The following is a 24,870-nucleotide window of genomic DNA, read 5'->3' as shown; positions in this document are numbered from 1 at the left end:
ACATTTCCTGCCTAAAAGAATAGCATGTTTTCGTAGAAAAGAAAAATTCAGTGAGGTACTGTTTCACTGAAGAATTGTGGTACAATACAAAGGTTAGAGTTCAGCGTTATATATGTAGGAGGATCATCTATGTCCGATTCAAAATTTCTGCGCGGAACGCTTATTGTGACGTTAGGAACTTTTTTAGTTAAGTTCTTAGGCATGATTTATGTCTTTCCATTTCATGCCTTAGTTGGCACAGAAGGCGGAACGCTCTATACGTATGGATATATTCCATATACGATCTTTTTAAGTATTGCAACGGCGGGGGTGCCGCTTGCTGTTTCAAAATTTGTTTCTAAATATAATGCGCTTGGAGATTATAAGACGAGCCGGAGAATGTTCCGCTCGGGAATGGTTATGATGATTGCAACAGGAATCCTTTCCTTCCTCGTTCTTTACATGTCTGCGCCATTATTTGCTGAGGCAATGCTGGGTAAACAAAGTGTACACAATAGTATAGAAGACGTTACGATGGTTATTCGCCTCGTCAGTTTTGCGCTTATTGTTGTACCAGCAGCAAGCTTAATTCGTGGTTATTTCCAAGGTCATCAATCAATGGGGCCAACTACGGTATCGCAAATTATTGAACAAATTATTCGTATTGTCTTTTTATTAGCGGGTAGTTTTATTGTCATTAAAGTAATAGGAGGATCAGTAGCAGCAGCAGTTGGAGTGGCAACTTTCGCAGCATTTGTTTCAGCTGTGGGAGCGCTCGGTGTGTTAATATGGTACTGGTTAAAACGCAAAAAGCATCTCGATCAATATTTAATTGAACAAACTGTCCCAGAATCAACAGTAAGTACAATTCAATTATTTAAAGAATTATTTGCGTATGCAATTCCTTATGTTGTTATTGGGTTAACAATTCCTTTATATCAACAAATTGATACATTAACATTTAACTCTATTATGCAAGCAATTGGACAAGGGGATATTGCAGAGCGAGCACTCGGTATCTTCACAATGTGGACGCATAAATTAATTATGATTCCTGTTTCACTTGCGACGGCGTTTAGTTTAACGCTTGTTCCAGCAATTACAAAATCATTTACAGAAAAACAATTTCGTTATTTAAAACTACAAATTACGCAAACATTCCAGGCAAATATGTTTTTAACATTGCCGGCGGTAGTTGGTATTTCTACGCTTGCGTATCCGATTTATACAGCGTTTTATGAAAAGGATCCATTAGGTGGACAAATACTGATGTGGTACGCGCCAGTTGCGTTACTATTTGCTTTATTTACAGTAACTGCAGCCATCTTGCAAGGAATTAACCAACAAAAACATGCAATCATTGCACTTGGTATGGGTGTTATTTTGAAATTCTTATGTAACGTAATCTTTATTCGTTATTTCGGCACAATTGGAGCTGTTTTAGCGACAGCTGTCGGTTTCTTAGTTTCCGTCTGGTATACGAATAAACAGATTCGAAAATATGCACACTATTCATTCGGTGTCGTATATAAGAGAACTTTCCAAATTGCAGTATTAACAATTGTGATGGTCGTTGTAGTCAAACTATCCCAAGGAATTTTATCCTTTGTGATTTCGCCTGATGGCCGTTTTGGTGCACTCATTACAGTTGCGATTTGTGCTGGTATTGGTGGTCTTGCTTACGGATTATTAGCAATTCGCACAGGTGTACTAGAAAGAGTATTTGGTGGAGAAGCTTTAGAAAAGATTCAGCGCAAACTTGGCGGTAAGTTGAAAATAAAGTTGAAATCAAAAGGGGCGTAATACACGTCCCTTTTCTATGATAAATACAAGAAGGTGAAAGAATGAGATTAGATAAATTATTAGCAAATATGGGATACGGAAGTAGAAAAGAAGTAAAGAAACTATTAAAAGACGGTGTTGTAAAAATTGATGGAACGCCAGTAAAAGACGCGAAGTTTCATGTGAATGTGGAAGAACAAGAAGTGACGATTCACGGTGAGATTGTTGAATATAAGGAATTTGTATATTTAATGCTGCATAAACCACAGGGCGTTATTTCGGCAACAGAAGATGATAACCATGAAACAGTTGTCGATTTATTGGAATTGGAAGATGCAATCTTTGATCCGTTTCCAGTTGGAAGACTTGATATTGATACAGAAGGCTTTCTATTATTAACAAATGACGGGAAACTTGCTCATCAGCTATTATCTCCGAAAAAGCATGTACCAAAAAAATATTATGCACACGTAGCTGGAGTTGTAACAGAAAAAGATGTAGAAGAATTTGCAAAAGGTGTTATTTTAGATGATGGCTATGAAACAAAGCCGGGCGAGCTTACCATTCTGAAAAGCGATGATGTATCTGAAATCGAGCTTGTTATTACAGAAGGGAAATTCCATCAAGTGAAGCGTATGTTTGAAGCTGTTGGAAAGAAAGTTGTTTACTTAAAGAGAACAGAGATGGGTCCTTTAGTGTTAGATGAAGAATTAGAACTTGGTCAGTATCGCGAATTAACAGATGAAGAAGTAGAAATGTTAAAAACATATCAAGTTCAAGCAGAAAGCTAAGATTGAGACCGATTCCAATAAATAGAAAGAACCCCTTTCTGATTTCACAGAAAGGGGTATGTATTATATTTTAGATACAATTGTTTTCGTTACGAGGTCATTCTCACTTTCTTTCCTGTTGTTGTCCACTTACCGCGGCAAGGGCTATACACGAGCTCATTAAACTGCAACACATTCAGATCACGTTGTATTGTTCGTGGTGTGATCCCGAACTCATCTACAAGGTCTTTCGTCGTTACCGTACCATTCTCATTGATGTACATATAAATTGATTTAATGCGTGTTAGCATACGAGTAGTTGTAGGTTTCAAGAGAAAACCACTCCTCTACTAGTTTTTTTGACCCCATTCAGGAAAGAAGGTCTTTACTTCCATTGTACTCCACATGACAAATTTCATGCTTTCATCTAGTTAAATTTTACAAAAGTTTAACAAATAATAAAATAGAAAAATATTGGTAGTTGACATTCTATGTCTCTTCTATCAACTACCACATAAATTTCTACGTAAACCGTCAAATTCCTGCAAATTTTTTTAGAAAAACAAAAGAAAAACTAGTTCGAAATATCTGAAATATTACAATTGTTCGTTACTTAATGTTCTCCTGTTGGCATATCAGATTTTCGTTTGCTATGATGAAAGAGAGAATATAGAAGAGGTGAATGAGTTATGTCAGTAATTAATTGGACAGAAGAAGTTGAGAAAAGAAAAGAAGAATTAATTCATGACGCGCAGCAATTTCTGCAAATTAAAAGCGTATGGGAAGAAGAAACAGCAAAAGAAGGGGCGCCGTTTGGAGAAGGTGTAGCGAAAGCACTTTCGTTCATGCTACATAAAGGGGAAGTAGAAGGATTTACTTCTAAAAATTTAGAAGGGTATGCAGGGCATCTTGAAATGGGACAAGGAGAAGAATTAGTGGGTATTCTTTGTCACGTTGACGTTGTACCAGAAGGAGATGGTTGGACAACACCTGCATACAGCGCTGATATTCGTGATGGAAAGATTTTTGCACGTGGTGCAATTGATGATAAAGGGCCGACAATGGCAGCTTATTATGCGATGAAAATTGTAAAAGAATTAGGGTTACCACTTTCAAAACGCGTACGTATGATTTTAGGAACGGATGAAGAAAGTAACTGGAAATGTGTTGATCACTATTTTAAGAATGAAGAAATGCCAACAATGGGATTTGCACCAGACGCTGATTTTCCTATTATTAATGCGGAAAAAGGGATCTCTGATATACAAGTTGTGCAAAAGAATAGTGAAACAAAAAGCGGAGAATATGAGCTTGTTTCATTTTCTTCAGGTCGTCGTTTAAATATGGTTCCTGATTTCGCAGAAGCAGTGATTACGACTGAAAAGGCAGCGACGATTAAAGATACTTACGAACAATACTTACAAGCTGAGAAGAAAACAGGGACAGCAAATGTAGAAGGAAATACTGTGACATTACAAGTAGAGGGAGTTTCTGCTCACGGTTCTACTCCTGAAAAAGGTGAAAATGCTGGTCTCTTGTTAGCGAACTTTTTAACAACGATTGCTCTTGACGGTAAAGGTGCTTCATTTGCGGCATTTGTTGCAGAAACATTTACGAACGATACGCTTGGAGAAAAAGCAGGGATCGCTTATAAAGATGAAATTAGCGGACCGTTAACAGTGAATGTGGGGCGCCTTTCTTATACGAAAGAAGAAGGCGGAAACTTAGGATTAAATGTACGCTACCCAGTAACAACGAATTTTGAAGAGACAGTGCAGAAACTAAAAGACTATGCCAGCAAGAACGACTTCCAAGTAGCTGATTACTCTAACTCACGTCCACATCATGTTAATAAAGATCATGTTTTAATTCGTACATTGCAACGTGTGTATGAAGAACAAACAGGAGAGAAAGCAGAGTTATTAGCAATCGGCGGTGGTACATATGCTCGTTCATTAAAAGCTGGCGTTGCATTCGGACCGCTATTCCCTGGTAAAGAAGAACTTGCCCATCAAAAGGATGAGTATATTGAAATAGAAGATTTACTAAAAGCAACAGCAATTTATGCACAAGCAATTTATGAATTAGCGAAATAGGTTAATTGTATGCTGAAATATGACCGCTCTCTATTTGGAGGGCGGGTTTCTTTATATTGTTGGAATGAGATACAAAAGAAGAGCAACAATAATAAAAAGGAGAAGATATAAATGGTACCACATTATTTTTTAGCAGTTACCTTGCCAGATCATATAAAAGAAAGGCTTGCGAGTTATAAAGAAGAAATGAAAGATAAGTTACCATTTCGCTCATGGGTACATAAAGAAGACTATCATATTACACTTGCTTTTTTAGGGAGTGCAACGCAGGAACAACTGCAAGGAATAGAGAAAGGATTACAACTCCTTGTGAATACACCAGAGTTAAATCTTACGCTGCAAAACTTTTCTACATTCGGCCTAGTAGAGAGCCCGCGTATATTTTGGGCTGGATTGCAAAAAAATCAAGTGTTATTTGATTTGCAAAAGCAGGTGCATGCGATTTGTGAGAGAAATGGTTTTTTACTTGAAACACGTCCGTATCATCCGCATATTACTGTTGCCCGTAAGTGGATGGGAGAAGAAAAATTTAATCTTACAAACCTGAAAACAATGGATGCGTTATTGTTTCAAGCTGACACCATTACATTGTACGAGTCTCACGTCCATCAAACTCCGAAGTATAAGTCAATTTATGAAATAAAGTTACAGAACTTTAAAGTGTAAAAAACGTTTCTTATGAATGTGAATATACTATAGAAAATAGTAAGTTTGTGTGTAGTGTGCGATTCACCTTTAGGAATACCTATTTTTAAAAGGTAGTTTCATTTTAATTTCGAGAATGATGGTGATTTTTTATGCTGAAAGTAAAGCGTCCATTTGAAGCCTATTTAGATGAAATGAATAAAATTACAATCTTGCTCCCGCATACGTATGGAACAAGCCGGACATTTTTTATACAGGAAGGAAATCATGTATGGGAGCTTAAGATTGTTCAAATCATATCTCTTTCAGATGTAACAAAGTATGAATGTTATATAGAAGATCCACTTGATGTGGGAAAGTATTATACAGTGCGAGATGAGCGAAATGAGGAAACAGATTTACAAATTGGAGCGGTTATTCGAACAGCTGTATTTGATGAAAAATATTATTATGATGGTAGCGATTTAGGAGTTTGTTATGGAAAGGAAAAAACAACTTTTAAGATGTGGGCACCAACTGCAAGACTTGCGAAAGTAAGAATTTATAAAAACGATAAAGAGTATATGGATTATGAGATGAAAAGAGAAGAGAATGGTGTTTGGTCCTATGTTTTACAAGGAGATTTTGAAGGGGCGCAGTACACATTTCTCGTTTGTATTAATTTGATATGGAATGAAGCTGTAGATCCATATGCAAAATCCGTATCAGTTAATGGTAAGTATGGAATTGTGGTTGATCTTGAGAAGACATATATAAAGAAGCAAAATGCGTTGCCGAAAATAGATTCTTTTACCGATGCAATCCTTTATGAAGTCCATATTCGTGATGCTACTATGCATCCAAATAGTGGTGTGATAAAAAAGGGGACATATGCGGGATTAACAGAAGAGAATACGAAGGGGACACTTGGGACAGAGACGGCCTTTTCTTACATAAAAGGCTTAGGGGTTACACATGTTGAAATTTTACCTCTTCATCATTTTGCTGGAGTAGATGAAATGCGTCCTTTTGCGGCGTATAACTGGGGCTATAATCCATTGTATTACAACGTCCCAACAGGCGTGTATGCAAGTGATCCTACCGATCCTTATAATCGAATCAAGGATTGTAAACAACTTATTGAGAAGTTTCACGAACGTGGCCTCCGCGTGATTTTGGATGTTGTATACAACCATGTATATGAAAGAGAAACGTCATCTTTTGAAAAGCTTGTACCGGGATATTATTTCAGACATGATGAAAATGGCATGCCATCAAATGGAACGGGAGTTGGGAATGATATAGCATCAGAACGAAAAATGATGCGGAAATTTATTATTGATTCTGTTCTATATTGGCTTACTGAATATAACGTTGATGGTTTTCGCTTTGATTTAATGGGAGTTTTAGATGTGGAAACAATGAATGAATTAGAAAAGGAAGTCAGAAAAATAAAAAAGGATGCACTGTTGTTGGGGGAAGGTTGGGATTTACAAACACCGCTTTCGCTAGAGGAGAAAGCGACGCTTAACAATGCAAACAAAATGCCGCGAATAGCACAGTTCAACGATCAATTTCGTGATGCGATAAAAGGTAGTACGTTTGATGTAAGTAAGCGTGGTTTTGCGTTTGGAGGAAGTGTAGATCACGCCCATTTACAATATGTGCTAACAGGAAGTCTTGTAAATGAAAAAAGAGAAGGGTTATTTTTAGAGCCCATTCAAAGTGTTAACTATGTGGAATGTCATGACAATATGACGATGTGGGATAAACTCGTGCGCAGCAATCAGGAAGCGGAAGAAGTGCAAAAAAGACGTCATCGCCTAGCGACAGCAATGACATTACTCTCACAAGGAATCCCGTTTTTACACGCAGGACAAGAATTTTATCGTTCTAAGAAAGGGAATGAAAATAGTTATAATGCGCTTGATGAAATTAATCAGCTTGATTGGAATCAAAAAGAGAAAGAAATGGAAACGATTGCTTATATACAAGGTTTGATTGCGATTCGTAAGGCGCATAGAGCGTTTCGCTTACCGGAGGCTCATCTTATAAAGAAGCATATGACATTTTTACAAGCGCCTCCTGCTATTGTTGCTTATCATTTACAAAATGTAGGGGAGTTCGGTCCGTGGAAAGAAATTGTTGTTTTGTTTCATAATGGTGTGCAATTAGAGAGGATTTCGCTGCCAAAACATGAAATGTGGTACGTATTAGCCGATGATACAAAAGCAAAAATACAGCCAATTTCTTCATTTCAAGGAAGTGAATTTCAAGTGGCTCCGATTAGCTCGTATATATTGGCGATAATGTGACAAATCGCTACTTGACGATGAGAATGTAATAAATGTAGAATTGACAAAGGTGACGATTTCGATAAATTGTCATTCTACTATTGATTTTGTAAAATAAAGTAAAAGGATGGGCGGTTCGTTTGTCCTCATCTCTTGGCTTATGCCAAGTTTTCTTTCATTTAATTACAGTAAAAAAATATATGAATCCACAACATGTTCAAAAGGTGTTGCGGTTTTTCTTTTCATAACTATAAAAGATAAGGATTTGTTAACGGGTAATGAATATGGAATGGTTGGAACAATTATTAGGAGAAGAGTGGAGTCTCATACCAGCTGGTGGGGCAACGGGCGATGCGTATATTGCGCAAAATGGACAACAAAAGCTATTTTTAAAGCGGAATACATCGCCTTTTTTAGCGGTATTGTCGGCAGAAGGAATTGTTCCAAAATTACTTTGGACAAGAAGAGTGACAAACGGCGATGTAATTTCGGCTCAAAAGTGGCTTCCAGGGAAAAAGCTAGAGCCAGAGGATATGAAACTAGAGCGTGTTGCGAAGCTTTTAAAAAAAATACATTCGTCTAAAGCACTTGTGCAAATGATACAAAGGCTTGGAAAGCAGCCGCTGCATGCACAGGAGTTATTAGAACAATTGTATTTTATTTTAAGAGGAGACATAAGAACGGATGAAACGATTCAGACAGGGCTGGAGTATTTAAAAGCTACATTGAAGGATATTGAATATGATGAATTTGTTGTATGTCACTGTGACGTGAATCATAACAATTGGTTATTATCGAATGAAGATGAATTATTTTTAATTGATTGGGATGGAGCTGTTATTGCAGATCCTGCCCTCGATCTTGGCATGTTATTACATTGGTATGTTCCGCGTCACGAATGGGACGAGTGGTTAGCGTATTATGGGATTCAAATGAATGAATCATTGGTTCAGCGTATGAAATGGTATGTAGTGGCACAAACTATTTTATCTATTCAATGGCATATAACAAAAAAACAGCAAGCAGAAGCTGAATATTGGCATCAATATTTACAGCAACTACTTGCTTCAGAGTAAAGAATTAAGAGAAATTGTCCATTCCAGAAATCCATTGTGTGAGTTGCTCTTGATTACTAGAAATATGATTGTCTAAATCAGGAGAATATTTACCCGATTGACTATAGTAATATACATCGTTTAGCATTGCTTTTACATCGCTGTTCACGTTATCGTTTGCAAGCAATGATTGAATGAGCCGTTCTAATTGTTCGCACTCAGAAACCGTTCCACAGCAATCACTTTGGTGGTTGATTAAAATATCTTTTAAAACTTCTAATTGATGTTGTTGATTAATCGGCATGACTGGATCATCCTTTCGATTGTTGTTCAATGTGAACAAGTAAGAGAAATTTTCTGTTTCGTCATGGAGTAGCTAATCAGTGGCTAACGAAACCTTTCTACAGAAATGAAAGTTTCGTTCTATGCTCTTTGTAGTTTGTATCAAAATGGTACACCTTATACTTGAAAGAAACGGACCGAGTGCTCGTACGTACTTGGTTTTTTGTTTGGTAGATTGATTAAAAAAGAAAGAAGGAATGAACCTTCAAAAAATAGTCTGGTAAAGAGAGGGAGACATCTATGCGTTTAAGACATAAACCATATGCAATGGATCGAATTAATGAATACTCACAGTTTGTAATTGGAAATCCAGAGGAGCGTCGTGGCAATTGGCAAGAAGTGTTTGGAAATGACAATCCAATTCATATTGAAGTAGGAACAGGTCGTGGCCGTTTCGTTTATGAGATGGCAAAAGCGAACCCGCATATTAATTATATCGGAATTGAAAAATTCACAAGTGTTATCGTAGATGCGCTTGATAAGTTAATTGAAGAAGAAGTACCAAACTTAAAATTGATTAATAAAGATGCTGAAGATTTAACCGTGTTCTTTGCAAACGGTGAAATTGACCGTGTGTATTTAAATTTCTCAGATCCATGGCCAAAAAACCGCCACGCAAAGCGTCGTTTAACGTATAAAACGTTTTTACGTAATTATGAAGAAGTGTTAGTAACGGGCGGAGAAATTCATTTTAAAACGGATAACCAAGGTTTATTTGAATACTCTCTTATGAGTATGGCTGAATATGGTATGCTACTCACATTCCTTAGCTTAGATCTTCATAATAGTGATTTTGAAGGTAACATTATGACGGAATATGAAGAGAAATTTTCTAGTAAAGGACATCGTATTTATCGTGTTGAAGCGAAATATCGTACAGAACCTGCGCAGTAATGCACAGGTTTTTTTATACGGAAAAATAATCTGAATTTTATGTTAAAATAAAGATGAAAAGGGGGAATGTGGAATGGAATCTTTAAAAATCGGAGAAATCAAAGTGACATGGCTCTGCGGTGGGAATACACATTTAGATGGGGGAGCAATGTTTGGTGTTGTACCGAAAGTTTTATGGTCACGCAAATATAAACATAATGATACAAATCATATTTATTTACGGACAGACCCATTGCTTGTGCAAACGAAAGATGGGAATATGCTTATTGATTCAGGAATTGGAAATGATAAAATGAATGAAAAGATGAAGCGGAATCAAGGTGTGACGGAAGAATCGTCAGTGGAAATTTCTTTAGCCGAGCTTGGTTTAAAGCCACAAGATATCCATTATGTATTAATGACGCACCTTCATTTTGATCATGCATCAGGATTAACGAAGTGGGAAGGTAGTAGGCTTGTTCCAACGTTCCCAAATGCAAAAGTATACGTGTCAGAAACAGAATGGAATGAAATGAAAAGTCCTAATATTCGTTCTCGTAATACATATTGGAAAGAAAATTGGGAGCCGATTGTAGAGCAAATTGTCACCTTCAAAGAAGAAATCCAAATTTCAGATGAAGTAAGAATGGTGCATACAGGCGGACATAGTGATGGTCATGCTGTGATTGTTCTTGAAAGTCAGGGGGAAACGATGCTCCATTTAGCAGATTTATTGCCAACGCACGCTCACCAAAACGTACTATGGGTCATGGCTTATGATGATTACCCAATGACATCTATTGAACATAAGCAGAAGTGGATGAAGTATGGAATGGAGAAAAAGGCGTGGTTTACATTTTACCATGATGCGTATTACCGCGCTGTGAAGTGGGATGAAGAAGGAAATATGCTTGAGAAGGTAGAACGAAAAGAAGTGAATGTATCAAGCGAAGTGTAAGAAAGATAGAAGCATGAAGTGGAGAGGACCCCTCCACTTCATGCTTCCTTACAACTACAAACCACTTCGTTGTAAGGATTTGTCGAAAGAATAAACTTTAAAATATTCTGAAAATTGTTATAATATCTCTGAGTTACTACATTATTACACGTTCTATATGAGAAGCGTTTTATCCCGCATTAACAGGCAGTAAGCCCCCACCTCAAGATTCAGAGGGAAACGGGGAAGATAGGTAGGGGGAGGGCTGCCCGTAAAAGCCCGATTGGTGAGGGCTAATAATCAGTGGGGGATGAAGAACCCCCTACTGATTAAAGTTTCACTTTATTCGAAAGGGGGAAATATATTGTATATAACGATTGGAAAATTGCTTGAATTGACTACTGAAAGTTATCCAAATAAAGAAGCAATTGTTGAACCGAAGAAAAATATTCGCTGGACGTATACAGAATGGAATGAACAAGTGAATAAGCTAGCTCATGCACTTCAAAAAAGTGGTATACAAAAAGGTGACCGCGTTTCGACATTTCTCTTTAATAGTAGTGAGCTCGCAACTACATGTTTTGCTTGTGCAAAAATTGGTGCCATATTTAACCCAATTAATTTTAGATTAAAACCACAAGAACTCAGTTATATATTAGAAGATGCCTCTCCAAAAATCGTACTTTTTGAACAGCAATTATCCTCTCAAGTACAAAGCATTCATAAACAATTTCCTCATATTCAGTTCTGGTACATCGACCAAACTCATCCGTCGTTTTCTATTTCATATGAAGAAAAACTATCCAATGCATTACCACAATTTGAAGCAGTAGAAGTAAAAGAAGATGATGTTTGTTCCATTATGTATACAAGTGGAACAACTGGTTATCCAAAGGGGGTACTTCACCGGCACCGAGAAATTATTGATCAAAGTTTGATGGGAATCGCATATTTACATTACACCGAAAATAGTCGTGGTCTTGTAACAGCACCAATGTTTCATTGTGCAGAGCTGCATTGTTGTTTCGTTCCAAGGGTACATAGCGGTGGCACAAATATTATTCTGCACCATTTCGATGCAAAGAATGTTCTTGAAATGATTGAAAAAGAAAAGGTTACTGTTATGTTTGCGGCACCTACCATGTGGAATATGATGTTGCAGGAAGATTTAATGCGATATGATTTATCTTCTCTTCGGTACGGTTTATATGGAGCAGCTTCAATGGCACCGGCACTTGTAAAAGCTTGTGATGAAAAATTGAATGTTTCATTAGTACAAGCTTATGGTATGACGGAAATGGGACCGGCAGTTACTTTTTTACGAGAGAATGAGCAACTTACTAAAGTAGGTTCTGCAGGAAAAGCTGCCTATAATCATGAAATTCGTATTGTCCGTCCAAATGAAGAAGGTCCATCTGAGCCCAATGATATAGTAAGGCCGTATGAAATCGGAGAAATTATTATGCGGGGTTCCTGTTTGATGAAAGGGTACTACAACAATGAAGAGGCGACAGCAAAAGCCCTATATAAAGGATGGTATCATTCAGGAGATTTAGGCTATGTAGATGCAGATGGTTATTTGTATGTTGCAGATCGCGTTGACGATATGCTTGTTAGCGGTGGAGAAAACATTTATCCACGTGAAGTCGAAGATTTTTTGTATACGCATGAAAGCATTTTAGATGTTGCGGTACTTGGAGAAAAAGATGAGCTTTGGGGAGAAAGTGTTTTAGCGTACATCGTTTCAAAAGATCAGTCTCTTACCGCAGAAATATTAGATGAGTACTGTAAAGCAAGTGATAAACTTGCTGATTATAAACGTCCGCGTCGCTATGTATTTGTTGAACAATTGCCAAGGAATGCGAGCGGTAAAATTCAAAAATTTATTTTACGTAGCCAAGTGATAGAAGAGGAATCTAAGGAGAGGATATGATGAAACATAAGTATTTACAGGAAGAGCATCACATTTTTCGTGATGCTTTTCATAAATTTTTAGAAAAGGAAGCATATCCATACTATGACGAATGGGAAAAAAACGGGATGATTCCTCGTTCTTTCTGGACAAGTATGGGAAATAAAGGTTTCCTTTGTCCGATGGTAGATGAGCAGTATGGTGGAGCAGGTGCTGATTTTGGATATTCGATTGTCATTAATGAGGAACTTGAAAAGGTTGGATCAAGTTTAATTGGAATTGGTTTGCATAATGATATTGTTGTTCCATACTTCACGCAGTACGGAACAGAAGAACAAAAGAAACGCTGGTTACCAAAATGCGTAAGCGGTGAATATATAACTGCAATTGCGATGACAGAGCCAGGAGCAGGTTCTGACTTGGCGAGTATTCGAACAACGGCAAGGAAAGAAGGTGCTGATTATGTCGTGAATGGTGAAAAAACATTTATTACAAATGGTATTCATGCGGATTTAGTCATTGTTGTTTGTAAGACAGACACAAATGTTAAACCAGTTCATAAAGGAATGAGCCTGCTCGTTTTAGAAAGAGGAATGGAAGGATTTAAAAGAGGAAAAAAACTAAAAAAAATTGGCTTACATAGTCAAGATACAGCGGAACTTATTTTTGAAGATGTAAAAGTCCCTGCTTCTAATTTGTTAGGGGAAGAAGGAAAAGGCTTTTATTATCTAATGGAAAAGTTGCAACAAGAACGTCTTATCGTTGCAATTGCAGCGAAAACAGCAGCGGAAGTGATGCTACATATAACGAAAAAGTATGTAAAAGAGAGAAAAGCATTCGGGAAACATATAAGCGATTTTCAAACGGTACAGTTTCGATTAGCAGAGATGTATACGGAAATTGAAATTGGTAAAACATTTGTAGATGACTGTATTACTGCTCATATGAATGGCGAGAATATTGTAACAAAAGTATCGATGGCGAAGTGGTGGTTAACAGATCTTGCAAAAAAAGTAGCAGCGGAGTGCATACAACTGCACGGCGGATATGGCTACATGGAAGAATATGAGATTGCGCGCCGTTATCGTGATATTCCGGTAAGTTCGATTTATGCTGGGACGAATGAAATCATGAAAAATATAATTGCAAAAAGTATGGACCTATGATGCTGTAAGGAATAATCGTTATTGATATCTCTCATTCTATTACCCAATAGTATTCAAGACTATTTTGCAACGAATGTTTTGTTTGAATGCATTACATAGAAAAAATGAAAAGTAATGGTAGGAGGAATACGATGATTCAAAATATCGCAGTAATTGGTGTAGGAATTATGGGAAGTGGAATCGCCCAGGCGTTAGCGATGGGTGGTAAACATGTGAAAATGTATGATGTATCGGAAGAAAGTTTACAAAAGTCTTATGGAACGATCACCAAAAGCTTGAGTCGTTTCGTAAGCGCAGGACGTATGACGGATGAAGAGAAAAATGGAATCTTATCCAATATAACTTCTACAGTTATATTGCAAGAGGCTTGCCAAAATGTAGAGCTTGTTATTGAAGCTGTACCAGAAATATTACAGTTGAAGAAGGAGATTTTTCAAAAGCTAGATTTATATACAGCGCAATCTACCATTCTAGCAACAAATACCTCTGAGTTAAGTGTAACTGCGATTGCAAGTGCAACGAGTCGTCCCGAAAAAGTAGTCGGAATGCACTGGTTTAACCCTGCTCCTGTTATGAAGCTCGTTGAAATTGTACGAGGAGTGGTTACGGCAGAAAGCACAATACAAGCAGTAAGAACAGTATCAGAAGAACTTGGAAAAGAAACGGTAGTTGTGAAAGATATGCAAGGATTTGTGACATCGCGGGCAATTGCTATTCATATGTTAGAGTGCATGCGTATGTATGAAGAAGGCATTACAAGTAAAGAGGAGATTGATAAAGCAATTAAGCTTGGTTTGAACTATCCAATGGGACCATTTGAACTAGCAGATTATGTAGGACTAGATACAATGCTATTTGCGAGCAAAGGACTAACAGAAGCATTTGGTGATAGGTTTAGAGCACCGCAAATACTTGTGAAACTTGTAGAAGCAGGGCATCTTGGAAGAAAGACTGAGAAAGGTTTTTATGATTATTCAAAAGGGAAAGTAGGAGAGAAAATATGAAGCGAGATGTTGTCATTGTTGAAGCTGTACGTACGCCGGTTGGTAAAAGAAATGGAGCGTTTCGTTTACTTCATCCAGTACAACTTGCGGCAGTTGCACTGGATGAAGTAACAAAACGGGGAAATATAGAGAAAGGACTCATAGAAGATATTGTTATGGGTTGTGTAACGCCAATTAACGAACAAGGTTTTAATATTGGAAGACTTTCAGCACTCGAAGCAGGTTTTCCTATAACAGTTCCGGCAGTAACGATTAATCGTCTTTGCGGTTCTGGGCAACAGGCGATTCACTTTGCCGCGCAAGAAATTAAATCAGGGGATATCGATATTACAATTGCAGCTGGTGTAGAACATATGACAAAAGTTCCTATTTTAAGCGATGGAAATGAACAGACTATCCCAAGTAGTCTTCATGAAAAGTATCAAATTGTACATCAAGGTGTGTCTGCTGAGATGATTGCAGAAAAATACGGTATTACCCGTGAACAGTTAGATACTTACGCGTTAGAAAGTCATAGACGAGCACTTCAAGCGATTGAATCTGGAAACTTTCAGCGAGAGATTGTCCCACTGCGCGGTGTAGATAAAGAAGGAAATGAAATATTAGTTGAAAATGATGAAGGACCGAGAAGGGATACTTCTTATGAAGCGTTAGCCAATTTAAAAACGGTGTTTAAAGAAAATGGAGTAATTACAGCAGGGAATGCAAGCCAAATTAGTGATGGTGCTGCAGCGATCTTGCTGATGGATAGTGAAAAAGCGAAAGAGCTGGGGTGTAAAGCGCGTGCTCGTATTGTGAATCAAGTGGTTGTTGGTTCTGATCCGACGACAATGCTTGATGGTGTTATCCCTGCAACGAAAAAAGTGCTGCAAAAATCAAATTTAACAATTCAGGATATGGATGTTATAGAGATTAATGAAGCATTTGCATCGGTTGTGTTAGCATGGCAAAAGGAAATGGAAGCAGATTTGCAAAAGGTCAATGTTAATGGTGGTGCAATTGCATTGGGTCATCCACTTGGGGCAACTGGTGCGAAATTAATGACTTCTCTTCTTCATGAATTGGAGAGGAGGCAGGGAAGATATGGCCTGCTGACAATTTGCATTGGACATGGGATGTCGACTGCAACGATAATTGAAAGAATGTGAAAAGGCGTGCAGAAATTCGTCTGCACGCTGTTATGTGGCTACTGCTTGTAAAATATCGATTGGTGAGAGTTAATAATCAGTTGATAAGGAAGCAAACCCTCTACTGATTAAAGTTTTACTTTATTTAAACGTATGTTTTCGGATTTTTAGAGTTCCTTTAGGCCGCTTTTACTTCTAAAACTGTACCTGTTTTTGCATCTACTAAAAATTCGAATCGTTCTTGTATATCATTCAAAATTGTTGTAAGACCGCCGCGGTATACTTCGTACGCGACATCATATTTTTCAAATGTCTCTGGAACCATATGTACCCAAGAGCCAGTAACTTCGCCTTTATGACTTAATGCTTGTTTCACCATTTTCAATGCTTTTTCTGAAGAAATATGGGATTGTTCTTGAACTTTGTTTGCAACAAGATAACCAGCTGCAAAACCAACACCAACACCAGCTAGTAAACCTTTCCAGCTCATATATTCACCTCACTTCTATAAAATAGTGTATCGATAACAATTATAATGCAATTTTAACGAAAAAAGAAGAAACTAGAAACATTTCGAAAATTTCGTTACAATAAAAAGAGGTATTCTACTAAGGTTTGAAAGAAGGGGACTTCGTGAATAAAGAGACATTAGAATTATTTCGCACGTTAACAGAATTACAAGGTACATCAGGATTTGAGCATGATGTGCGCCGCTTTATGAAACAAGAGCTAAGTAAATATGCAGATGAAATCGTCCAAGATGGTTTAGGTAGCGTATTCGGCCTGAAAAAAGGGGATGAAACTGGCCCACGTGTACTTGTAGCTGGTCATATGGATGAAGTCGGCTTTATGGTTACGCAAATTATGAAAAACGGAATGATTCGTTTTCAAACGCTAGGCGGCTGGTGGAGTCAAGTATTACTAGCACAGCGTGTACAAATTATGACGAAAAACGGACCGGTTGTTGGGGTTGTTGGTTCCATTCCCCCTCATTTATTAAGTGATGCGCAACGTGCAAAACCAATGGATATAAAAAATATGTTAATTGATATCGGTGCAGATAGTTATGAAGATGCGCTTGAAATTGGTGTGAAACCAGGACAACAAATTGTTCCAATTTGTCCGTTTACACCGATGGCAAATGAAAAGAAAATCATGGCAAAAGCTTGGGATAACCGTTATGGCTGTGGGCTTGCGATCGAATTATTAAAAGAACTAAAAGATGAAACATTACCAAATACATTATATTCTGGTGCAACTGTACAAGAAGAAGTAGGACTTCGAGGGGCGCAAACAGCTGCGAACATGATTCAGCCAGATATTTTCTATGCGCTTGATGCAAGTCCAGCAAATGATGCATCTGGGGATAAAACGCAGTTCGGCCAATTAGGAAAAGGAGCGCTTCTTCGTATTTATGACCGTACAATGGTAACACATAGAGGAATACGTGAATTTATTTTAGATACAGCAGAAACACATAACATTCCATACCAATACTTTGTTTCACAAGGTGGTACAGATGCTGGTCGTGTACATACAAGTAACTCTGGTATTCCGTCAGCAGTAATTGGTGTTTGCGCTCGTTACGTTCATACACATGCATCTATTTTACATGTGGATGATTATGCAGCAGCGAAAGAATTGATTACGAAACTTGTGAAAGCAACAGATAAAACGACGTTAGAAACAATTAAAAATAACGCTTAAAAGAGAGGGATAAAACCCTTTCTTTTTTTGATGGAAAAGAGTGTCTGCTCATTTATAAATCAATAGTGGAGGAACCACATGACAAAAAAATGGGTAATAATCGGTATTATAGTGTCGGTTATAGCTATACTATTTTTGGTGAATCGCAGTGTCTTTGAGGAGGGAGTGAAAGATGCAGATATTCATGAAATCGTACAATTTATGGAGGACATGAAGAACGGAAAAGAGGGAGAAATTACAGTAGCTCGTCAATATTTTGGAGGAAAGGCTTCTTTAGCCAGTGATGCACCTAAAGAGGCAGAAGGTTGGCTCATATATCATTTAAAATCCCATTATGATGAAAAAACAAAAGAAAGTTGGATAGAAGTGATACCTGACCTGAGTCGTTTCAAGCAGTCACCGGATCTTCCTATTGAAATTATTACTTCGCCAGAGCAATGTAGTTACATAAGTTATAAGCGGGATTTAGAAAGAGACACAGGAAAATACATGCTGACAGAATGTACGCATAGATGGGAATATGAATTGCCATAAAAAATAATTCGAATTTTTTCGTATTGACCAGGATGTATATAGAGATCGAGGTGGATAAGATGAAAGTAGCAATTGGATCGAAAAATCAAACAAAAGTAGGAGCCGTACAAGAAGTATGGAAAGATGCGATTATTACTGCAGTTTCCGTTCCTTCAGGAGTCGCAGCGCAACCATTCTCTGATGAAGAAACGATGCAAGGTGCAATCAATAGAGCAAAGCGAGCGCTAGAAGCAGAGCAAGCTGACATCGGGTTTGGATTAGAAGGAGGCGTTATGAAAACAGATCACGGCTTGTTTATGTGTAACTGGGGTGCTTTAGCAACAAGGGAAGGGAAAATATTTATAGCGGGCGGGGCGCGTATTAAGTTACCCGACGATTTTCTTGCTCCTCTTGAAAGCGGGAAAGAGCTAAGCGAAGTCATGGAGGAATTTGTAATGCGGAAAGATATTCGCAGTCATGAAGGTGCAATTGGAATCTTCACAGATCATCATGTGGATCGTACAGGGTTATTTGTACATATTGTAAAGCTGTTAATTGGACAATATAAGTATGATGAAAAGCAAGCATAAACCTTGCACCATGCGTGATGTATGGTAGTATAAAAGAAAGATTACACATGAAAAGATACACTTCGTTAGAGGAGGAAATATAGATGAAATCATTAGAAAGTATGGAGCAATTCCAAGAGTTAAAAAATGAAGAGAAAGTAATTTTTATGTTCTCAGCAGAATGGTGCCCAGATTGCCGTTTTGTTGATCCATTTATGCCGGAAGTGGAAGAGAAATATAGTGATTTCTCATTTTACTATGTAGATCGTGATGAATTTATTGATCTATGCGTGAAATTAGACGTATTTGGCATTCCGAGCTTTGTAGCGTACAATAAAGGTGAAGAAACTGGACGCTATGTAAACAAAGATCGTAAAACACAAGAACAAATTGAAGCGTTTATTGAAGGGTTAAAATAAGGCGAGTAGCCAATTAAATTGTAAAAGCAACCTCTACCTTCGCGGGGGAGGTTATTTTTTTGGAAGGGAGGCAAACAAGATGAAAATGACAAATAAAAAAATGAAAGAAGAGCTAATGAGTAGATTAGCTCGCCCAGAATGGGAATTTCATTATGATAGTGAAAAAGATGTACTTCGCATTGAGCAAAAAGATACGAAAAAAGGTATTAACATTTCGCTTCCAGGAGTTGTAGCAAAATGGGAAGTGAAAAAAGAAGCGGCAATTGAAGATGTCGTCTATTACGTGCAAGAGGCACTGGTTGCAATGCATAAAGAAGAAAGCAGTGCAGCAAAAATTCTGCCGGTTATTCGCTCTACTTCTTTCCCGAAACAAGCCGAGGAAGGCAATCCGTTTTTAATGACGGATCATACAGCAGAAACGCGCATTTATTATGCATTAGACTCTAATAAAACATATCGCTTAATTGATGAGCGTTTATTACAAAAATTAGGGCTTACTGAGCAGCAAGTACGTGAAATGGCATTGTTTAATGTGCGTTCATTAAGTCATACATTTAAGCAAGATGAAGTAGCAGGAAATACATTTTATTTCTTAAACACAAATGATGGCTATGATGCGAGTCGTATTTTGAATGAATCGCTATTACAATCAATGCGTGAAAAGATTTCAGGCGACATGGTGGTGGCTGTTCCGCACCAAGATGTTTTAATTATTGCTGATATCGTGAACGAAATCGGTTATGATATTATTGCACAAATGACAATGAAGTTTTTTGCTGAGGGTCATGTTCCGATTACATCACTTTCATTTGTATATGAAGATGGGAACTTTGAGCCGATCTTTATTTTAGCAAAAAATCGGAAGAAGACAGATGGAAAAGAGAAAGGATGAACAAAGTGAACGTTTTTTATAACCTTGAAGGAATTGGCGACACATTAATCGTTGCCTTACAAGATATCACATTAGAAAACCGTACGTTTGACCGCAAAGGAGATGTTGCTCGCGTTTATGATCGTGAAAGCAATGTAACAGGAGGATTTAACATCTTTAATGCGTCTTCTTATGTAGAAGTAAAGGAAACTGGAAACCTTACTTTGACAAAAGAGCTTGTTGAAAAGATCAATGAAATCTTAGCGAAGAATGGCTTTGAAGAAAAAGTAGAAGCAGATCTAACGCCGAAATTTGTTGTTGGCTACGTAGCTGAAAAAGAAAAACATCCAAATGCTGATAAATTAAGCATTTGTAAAGTGGAAATTGGTACAGAGACATTGCAAATCGTATGTGGCGCACCAAACGTTGATGCAGGACAAAAAGTTGTTGTCGCAAAAATCGGTGCTGTAATGCCAAGTGGTATGCTAATTAAACCAGCTGAACTTCGCGGTACTCCATCTTCTGGTATGCTTTGCTCTGCACGTGAATTAGAGCTTCCAGATGCTCCGCAAGAAAAAGGTATCCTTGTATTAGAAGATAGCTATGAAGTTGGACAAGAATTTAAATTTTAATTGATATAGAAAAGTAGCCTCATTATAAAATGAGGCTACTTTTTTTGCGGAAATGTCCCTAGATTGTAACGCTTTTCCCAAAAAATCATATTGTATTTCAAAAACAAATTAGTTAAAATTTAGAAAAAATAGAAGGGGATAGGAGTGTATGAAACAGCATCCAAAAGTAAAAGAGCTTCTAGGTCTTATCGAAACTTCGAGGAAACATGATATTGAATTACAATCATTTGAAATATACTTATTTCATGAAAATGAATTGGAAAAGGGACAAACGGGATATCGATATGATAAAAACAAAAATTCGCTTATTGGTGGAAAAAAGGGAGATTGGCAAGAGGGTTGGATTGTTATTGGATATGAGACGGATATGGGTGATCCTATCTTTGTTGATATAAAGAATGATCTTCAGCCCATATACACAGCAGAAAAAGGAGCAGAGATATGGGAACCAGTTTGTATCGCACGTAGTATTGATGAGATTATGAAACTATTTTAAATATAGACATAAAAAGTGAAAAATCTAATTGAAAACCTTTCTCTTAAGTTGGAAGAGAGCGTCGACCTTACCCTATGCGGAGTGAAAACAAAGAGAGAATAAGAGTAGGTCCTTTTTTCTTCATAGCCGCGATTTATATGCGAAAACCTAAATAAAAATTGAAAAACCGGCATGAAATCTTTCTTTTTAGATGGGAGAGAAACGATGAAGTATATAAAAATGATGTGTGTAGTTGCATTACTTGGAATATATATGGGTGCATGCTCGAAAGAACAAGAAAAAGAAACGCTATCTACTGTTCAAGAAGAGAGTAAAAAGGTTGTAGAAAACAAGAAAGAAGCCCCGCCAGAGAAGCAAGAGAAGCAAGAGAAGAAAGTAGAAACTGAATTACCAGTGGAACAAAATGGAGAACAAGAGAAAAAAACTGAACAAGAGTTATCCACGGAGCAAGATCAAAAACAAGAGCCAAAGGTAGAACAAGTACCACCGGCTGAGGAATCAGCGAACCCTCCTGCGGTAAAAGTAGATGCTGAGCAAAAACAAGGGAAGTTTCTTGTGGTGATTGATCCAGGGCATCAAGAGAAAGCAAATTTAAATTTAGAACCAATTGGCCCGGGTGCAGTTGAACAGAAATATAAAGTGACTGATGGAACGACTGGTGTTGTGACGAAAAAACGAGAATCTGTTCTTGTATTAGAAGCTGCGGTTATGCTAAAAGAGAAGCTCGAAGCGAAAGGCATGCAAGTACTGATGACAAGAACAACACATGATGTTGACATCAGTAATAAAGAACGTGCGACATTTGCGAATGATCATCAAGCGAACTTATTTTTACGTCTTCATGCAGATGGTTCTGAAAATCGAGCGCAAACAGGGTTTGCTGTATTGACGCCAGCGGAAGGAAATACATATACAAAAGAAATTTATACAGAAAGCTTACAAGTTTCTCAAATAATCGTAAAGAAAATGAAAGAAAACAGCCAAGTAAAAGTAAATGGGATTAAGTTTCGAGATGATCTTTCCGGATTCAATTGGTCAAAAGTTCCAGGCGTTTTACTTGAACTTGGATTTATGTCGAATCCTGAAGAAGATCAGAAACTATCAGACACACAATATTTAGGATCTTTACTGCAAAGTGTGGCAGAGAGTGTAGAAGAATACCGGAGGATTAAGCTCTAAGTGGCAGCCTTATATATGAGGCTGCTATTTTCTTATATAAAAACAACTTTTTAAGGTAGTAGAGAGTATCAGATCGTGGATAGAAGCGATCAGGTCACCTTCCTGCGAGAACACGAGTACAAGGTCACTTTTTGTTTTTCGGGTACCGACTTATATGTTGAAAAATTAAAATAGATTTGTATTATACTTACTGAAAATTTGAATATGGTGTACAAAATACAAGAACGTAATTTTACCTGCACTTTTTGCCGAATGCTGATACAATAAAGGATGTTACTATTTAGTAGAAAGAGTGGTAAACATGTTAGATTGGATGAAAAAGCTGTTTAACAAAGAGGAACATCAGGAAGAAAAAACAGCGATGAATAAAGAAGTACCGAAGAACACTGAAAGTAAGCCGAAAATTCCTCGTGTAAACCACTACACTGCAGCAAGAGAAGCGCAAATGGCTAGTCGGAATTCAGGTGTGAAATGCCGATTTCCGTTAGTGCCTGATGATGGATTCGATGAGGAGAATGTGGAAGAATCAACACATGTTGAAAAGCAGCCACTGCCGAGAGTAACAAACATGGAGAGGCGCGGACCGAGATATGTAGAAGAACCTATTCATACATTTGTCCCTCAACAAGCTGAACGAGAAATTAAGCCAGAGCCGTTCATACAAAAAAAATCTGTACCAACACAAGAAGGAAATCGAAGACCATTTCGCCCAACAGAGATGATTTCACCGATCTTTGGATATAAACGTCCGTCTATGGAGAAAGAAGAAGTGAAGACGGAAGAAAAAAAGCAGGAAGATCTTGAAATATCGGTTGAAGGAAAATCAGTCGTCGATGCATGGCTAGAGAAAAAAGGATACTCACTTGCCGATTTCTCAGACGAATCCTTTGTTCCTTCTGAGAAGCAGGATGAAAATCTAGATCATCAACAACAAGAAAGTAAAAAAGAGGAAAAATCCGTTGTTGATCAGTGGCTAGAGAAAAACGGTTACGATTCTGAACGTTCACTTAGTTCGTTAGAAGAGCAAGGCAAGGTAGATATCGCTTCAGACTCGCGTCCATTTGCAACTGATAGCTTGTTACATAAATCAGTTGGACAGGATAACAAGAAAGAAGAACATAATGCTCAAAACGTACAGATATTTAGACAAGAACCAGATGTAGTGGTGTTATCACAAGATGATAACGGAGGAAATGAAGAATCTCTACAAGGCCAATTACAAGACTCTACTGTAGAGAACATCAATACAACGTCAACGAAAGAAATTGAATATAAGAAAGAGACAGAAGAACAGTCAGTAGAGAACGCTGTTTTGAAAGAAAATGTTATTGAAGAAAAAGTTGAAGTAGTAGAAGAAAGTGAAACAGCGCCGGAAGTTGAAGTAGTGGAAGAAAGTGAAACAGCGCCGGAAGTTGAAGTAGTAGAAGAAAGTGAAACAGCGCCGGAAGTTGAAGTAGTAGAAGAAAGTGAAACAGCGCCGGAAGTTGAAGTAGTGGAAGAAAGTGAAACAGCGCCGGAAGTTGAAGTAGCGGAAGAAAGTGAAACAGCGCCGGAAGTTGAAGTAGTGGAAGAAAGTGAAACAGCACCGGAAGTTGAAGTAGTAGAAGAAAGTGAAACAGCGCCGGAAGTTGAAGTAGTAGAAGAAAGTGAAACAGCGCCGGAAGTTGAAGTAGTAGAAGAAAGTGAAACAGCGCCGGAAGTTGAAGTAGTGGAAGAAAGTGAAACAGCACCGGAAGTTGAAGTAGTGGAAGAAAGTGAAACAGCGCCGGAAGTTGAAGTAGTGGAAGAAAGTGAAACAGCGCCGGAAGTTGAAGTAGCGGAAGAAAGTGAAACAGCACCGGAAGTTGAAGTAGTGGAAGAAAGTGAAACAGCACCGGAAGTTGAAGTAGCGGAAGAAAATGAAACAGCACCGGAAGTTGAAGTAGTGGAAGAAAGTGAAACAGCACCGGAAGTTGAAGTAGCGGAAGAATCTGAAACAACGCCGGAAGTTGAAGTAGTAGAAGAACCTGCAGAACAAGAGAAGTTTGTTTCTAAAGCAGAAAACGATATTTCTGAAACAGCTTTAGCGGCGGATAAGCATACGAAAGAAGTGATTCAAAACTTTGCAAATGTATTAATTGAAGAGGCAGAAGAAAAGCAAGAGGTTGCTTTGGAACAGCCTGTTAAGCAAAAAGAAGAACCGAAGCGTGAGAAGAAGCGCCATGTGCCGTTTAATGTTGTGATGTTAAAGCAAGACAGAAGAAAGTTGATGGAGAGGCATGCGGTTAGGGTGCAAACACCGCAGACTCCTGTAAAACAAGCTGAAGAAACTTCGCAAGTGAACGCGCAACCTGTGCAACAAGTGGAAGAAATACCACAAGAAAAAGGGCGAACTGAACAGCAAGTTGTAGTGGAAACCCAAGTGGAAGAGAAACCAGCACAGCAAGTTGTAGTGGAAACCCAAGTGGAAGAGAAACCAGCACAGCAAGTTGTAGTGGAAACCCAAGTGGAAGAGAAACCAGCACAGCAAGTTGTAGTGGAAAC

At 37.9% G+C, this 24,870-nt stretch carries 23 protein-coding genes and 1 pseudogene; 21 read left to right on the top strand and 3 right to left on the bottom strand.

The annotated features are described in order from the left end of the window. Positions 1 to 129 precede the first annotated feature (129 nt). Together KFD70_RS23720 and KFD70_RS23715 are read left to right on the top strand one after the other, a co-directional pair. On the top strand, positions 130 to 1,782 hold the full coding sequence (locus tag KFD70_RS23720; RefSeq protein WP_336450443.1) for a putative polysaccharide biosynthesis protein: 1,653 nt from the start codon (positions 130 to 132) through the stop codon (positions 1,780 to 1,782). Between the two features lie 41 nt (positions 1,783 to 1,823). After that, on the top strand, positions 1,824 to 2,552 hold the full coding sequence (locus KFD70_RS23715) for a pseudouridine synthase (RefSeq protein ID WP_336450442.1): 729 nt from the start codon (positions 1,824 to 1,826) through the stop codon (positions 2,550 to 2,552). A gap of 89 nt (positions 2,553 to 2,641) precedes the next feature. Here KFD70_RS23715 and KFD70_RS23710 read toward each other — a convergent pair whose 3' ends face one another. Beyond that, positions 2,642 to 2,863: a DeoR family transcriptional regulator gene (locus tag KFD70_RS23710; protein ID WP_000805512.1), complete on the bottom strand. Its 222-nt coding sequence runs from the start codon at positions 2,861 to 2,863 to the stop codon at positions 2,642 to 2,644. 357 nt (positions 2,864 to 3,220) lie between these two features. Between KFD70_RS23710 and pepV the strand changes: the two genes are divergently transcribed. From pepV to KFD70_RS23690, 4 genes are all read left to right on the top strand, one after another. Continuing rightward, positions 3,221 to 4,627, top strand: coding sequence for a dipeptidase PepV (gene pepV, locus KFD70_RS23705; protein WP_336450441.1), 1,407 nt, complete (start codon positions 3,221 to 3,223; stop codon positions 4,625 to 4,627). A 111-nt stretch (positions 4,628 to 4,738) separates the two neighbouring features. After that, positions 4,739 to 5,293: an RNA 2',3'-cyclic phosphodiesterase gene (thpR, locus tag KFD70_RS23700; protein WP_336450440.1), complete on the top strand. Its 555-nt coding sequence runs from the start codon at positions 4,739 to 4,741 to the stop codon at positions 5,291 to 5,293. Between the two features lie 131 nt (positions 5,294 to 5,424). Then, positions 5,425 to 7,566, top strand: coding sequence for a type I pullulanase (gene pulA, locus KFD70_RS23695; RefSeq protein WP_336450439.1), 2,142 nt, complete (start codon positions 5,425 to 5,427; stop codon positions 7,564 to 7,566). 257 nt (positions 7,567 to 7,823) lie between these two features. Beyond that, a complete protein-coding gene (locus KFD70_RS23690) occupies positions 7,824 to 8,621 on the top strand; it encodes a phosphotransferase (RefSeq protein WP_336450438.1) in 798 nt (265 codons plus the stop codon). 4 nt (positions 8,622 to 8,625) lie between these two features. Here the strand turns inward: KFD70_RS23690 and KFD70_RS23685 are convergent, their stop codons facing one another. After that, a complete protein-coding gene (locus KFD70_RS23685; RefSeq protein WP_174100190.1) occupies positions 8,626 to 8,904 on the bottom strand; it encodes a YtzH-like family protein in 279 nt (92 codons plus the stop codon). Positions 8,905 to 9,182: 278 nt separating this feature from the next. Here KFD70_RS23685 and trmB point away from each other — a divergent pair, with 278 nt between their 5' ends. From trmB to KFD70_RS23655, 6 genes are all read left to right on the top strand, one after another. Then, a complete protein-coding gene (trmB, locus tag KFD70_RS23680; RefSeq protein WP_336450437.1) occupies positions 9,183 to 9,836 on the top strand; it encodes a tRNA (guanosine(46)-N7)-methyltransferase TrmB in 654 nt (217 codons plus the stop codon). A gap of 73 nt (positions 9,837 to 9,909) precedes the next feature. Continuing rightward, positions 9,910 to 10,773, top strand: a complete 864-nt coding sequence (locus tag KFD70_RS23675; protein WP_336450436.1) for a YtnP family quorum-quenching lactonase — start codon at positions 9,910 to 9,912, stop codon at positions 10,771 to 10,773. Positions 10,774 to 11,116: 343 nt separating this feature from the next. Further along, entirely contained in the window at positions 11,117 to 12,685 is a 1,569-nt protein-coding gene (locus KFD70_RS23670) for a fatty acid--CoA ligase (protein WP_336450435.1), read from the top strand. Continuing rightward, positions 12,685 to 13,830, top strand: a complete 1,146-nt coding sequence (locus tag KFD70_RS23665) for an acyl-CoA dehydrogenase family protein (RefSeq protein WP_336450434.1) — start codon at positions 12,685 to 12,687, stop codon at positions 13,828 to 13,830. Before KFD70_RS23670 ends, KFD70_RS23665 begins: the two co-directional genes overlap by 1 nt. A 131-nt stretch (positions 13,831 to 13,961) precedes the next feature. Continuing rightward, the gene (locus KFD70_RS23660; protein WP_336450433.1) at positions 13,962 to 14,834 is read left to right on the top strand and encodes a 3-hydroxyacyl-CoA dehydrogenase family protein; all 873 of its coding nucleotides are present in this window, start codon (positions 13,962 to 13,964) and stop codon (positions 14,832 to 14,834) included. Next, entirely contained in the window at positions 14,831 to 15,982 is a 1,152-nt protein-coding gene (locus tag KFD70_RS23655) for a thiolase family protein (RefSeq protein ID WP_336450432.1), read from the top strand. The genes KFD70_RS23660 and KFD70_RS23655 overlap by 4 nt, the downstream gene beginning before the upstream one ends. Before the next feature lie 157 nt (positions 15,983 to 16,139). Here KFD70_RS23655 and KFD70_RS23650 read toward each other — a convergent pair whose 3' ends face one another. Beyond that, positions 16,140 to 16,451 (bottom strand): PepSY domain-containing protein, encoded by a 312-nt coding sequence (locus KFD70_RS23650; protein ID WP_017153832.1) that lies wholly within the window; start codon positions 16,449 to 16,451, stop codon positions 16,140 to 16,142. 143 nt (positions 16,452 to 16,594) lie between these two features. Between KFD70_RS23650 and KFD70_RS23645 the strand changes: the two genes are divergently transcribed. The 9 genes and pseudogenes from KFD70_RS23645 to KFD70_RS23605 all read left to right on the top strand — a co-directional run. Next, positions 16,595 to 17,668: a M42 family metallopeptidase gene (locus KFD70_RS23645; protein WP_336450431.1), complete on the top strand. Its 1,074-nt coding sequence runs from the start codon at positions 16,595 to 16,597 to the stop codon at positions 17,666 to 17,668. 78 nt (positions 17,669 to 17,746) lie between these two features. After that, on the top strand, positions 17,747 to 18,202 hold the full coding sequence (locus tag KFD70_RS23640) for a hypothetical protein (protein ID WP_336450430.1): 456 nt from the start codon (positions 17,747 to 17,749) through the stop codon (positions 18,200 to 18,202). Positions 18,203 to 18,261: 59 nt separating this feature from the next. Continuing rightward, complete coding sequence (locus KFD70_RS23635) at positions 18,262 to 18,771, top strand: DUF84 family protein (RefSeq protein ID WP_336450429.1); 510 nt, start codon at positions 18,262 to 18,264, stop codon at positions 18,769 to 18,771. A gap of 83 nt (positions 18,772 to 18,854) precedes the next feature. Beyond that, complete coding sequence (locus KFD70_RS23630) at positions 18,855 to 19,169, top strand: thioredoxin family protein (RefSeq protein WP_336450428.1); 315 nt, start codon at positions 18,855 to 18,857, stop codon at positions 19,167 to 19,169. Positions 19,170 to 19,248: 79 nt separating this feature from the next. Then, positions 19,249 to 20,061 (top strand): DUF1444 domain-containing protein, encoded by an 813-nt coding sequence (locus tag KFD70_RS23625; RefSeq protein ID WP_336450427.1) that lies wholly within the window; start codon positions 19,249 to 19,251, stop codon positions 20,059 to 20,061. Then, entirely contained in the window at positions 20,058 to 20,672 is a 615-nt protein-coding gene (gene ytpR / locus KFD70_RS23620) for a YtpR family tRNA-binding protein (RefSeq protein WP_336450426.1), read from the top strand. Before KFD70_RS23625 ends, ytpR begins: the two co-directional genes overlap by 4 nt. A 148-nt stretch (positions 20,673 to 20,820) precedes the next feature. Next, complete coding sequence (locus KFD70_RS23615) at positions 20,821 to 21,168, top strand: thiamine transporter (RefSeq protein WP_336450425.1); 348 nt, start codon at positions 20,821 to 20,823, stop codon at positions 21,166 to 21,168. 204 nt (positions 21,169 to 21,372) lie between these two features. Further along, the gene (locus KFD70_RS23610; RefSeq protein ID WP_336450424.1) at positions 21,373 to 22,347 is read left to right on the top strand and encodes an N-acetylmuramoyl-L-alanine amidase; all 975 of its coding nucleotides are present in this window, start codon (positions 21,373 to 21,375) and stop codon (positions 22,345 to 22,347) included. A 301-nt stretch (positions 22,348 to 22,648) separates the two neighbouring features. Further along, positions 22,649 to 24,870, top strand: a pseudogene (locus tag KFD70_RS23605) (DNA translocase FtsK); the annotation flags it as partial.

This window comes from Bacillus pfraonensis (assembly GCF_050768835.1).
Lineage (GTDB): Bacteria > Bacillota > Bacilli > Bacillales > Bacillaceae_G > Bacillus_A > Bacillus_A pfraonensis.
Note: the sequence above shows the minus strand (reverse complement) of the source record. Positions and strands in the feature narration are given on the sequence as shown.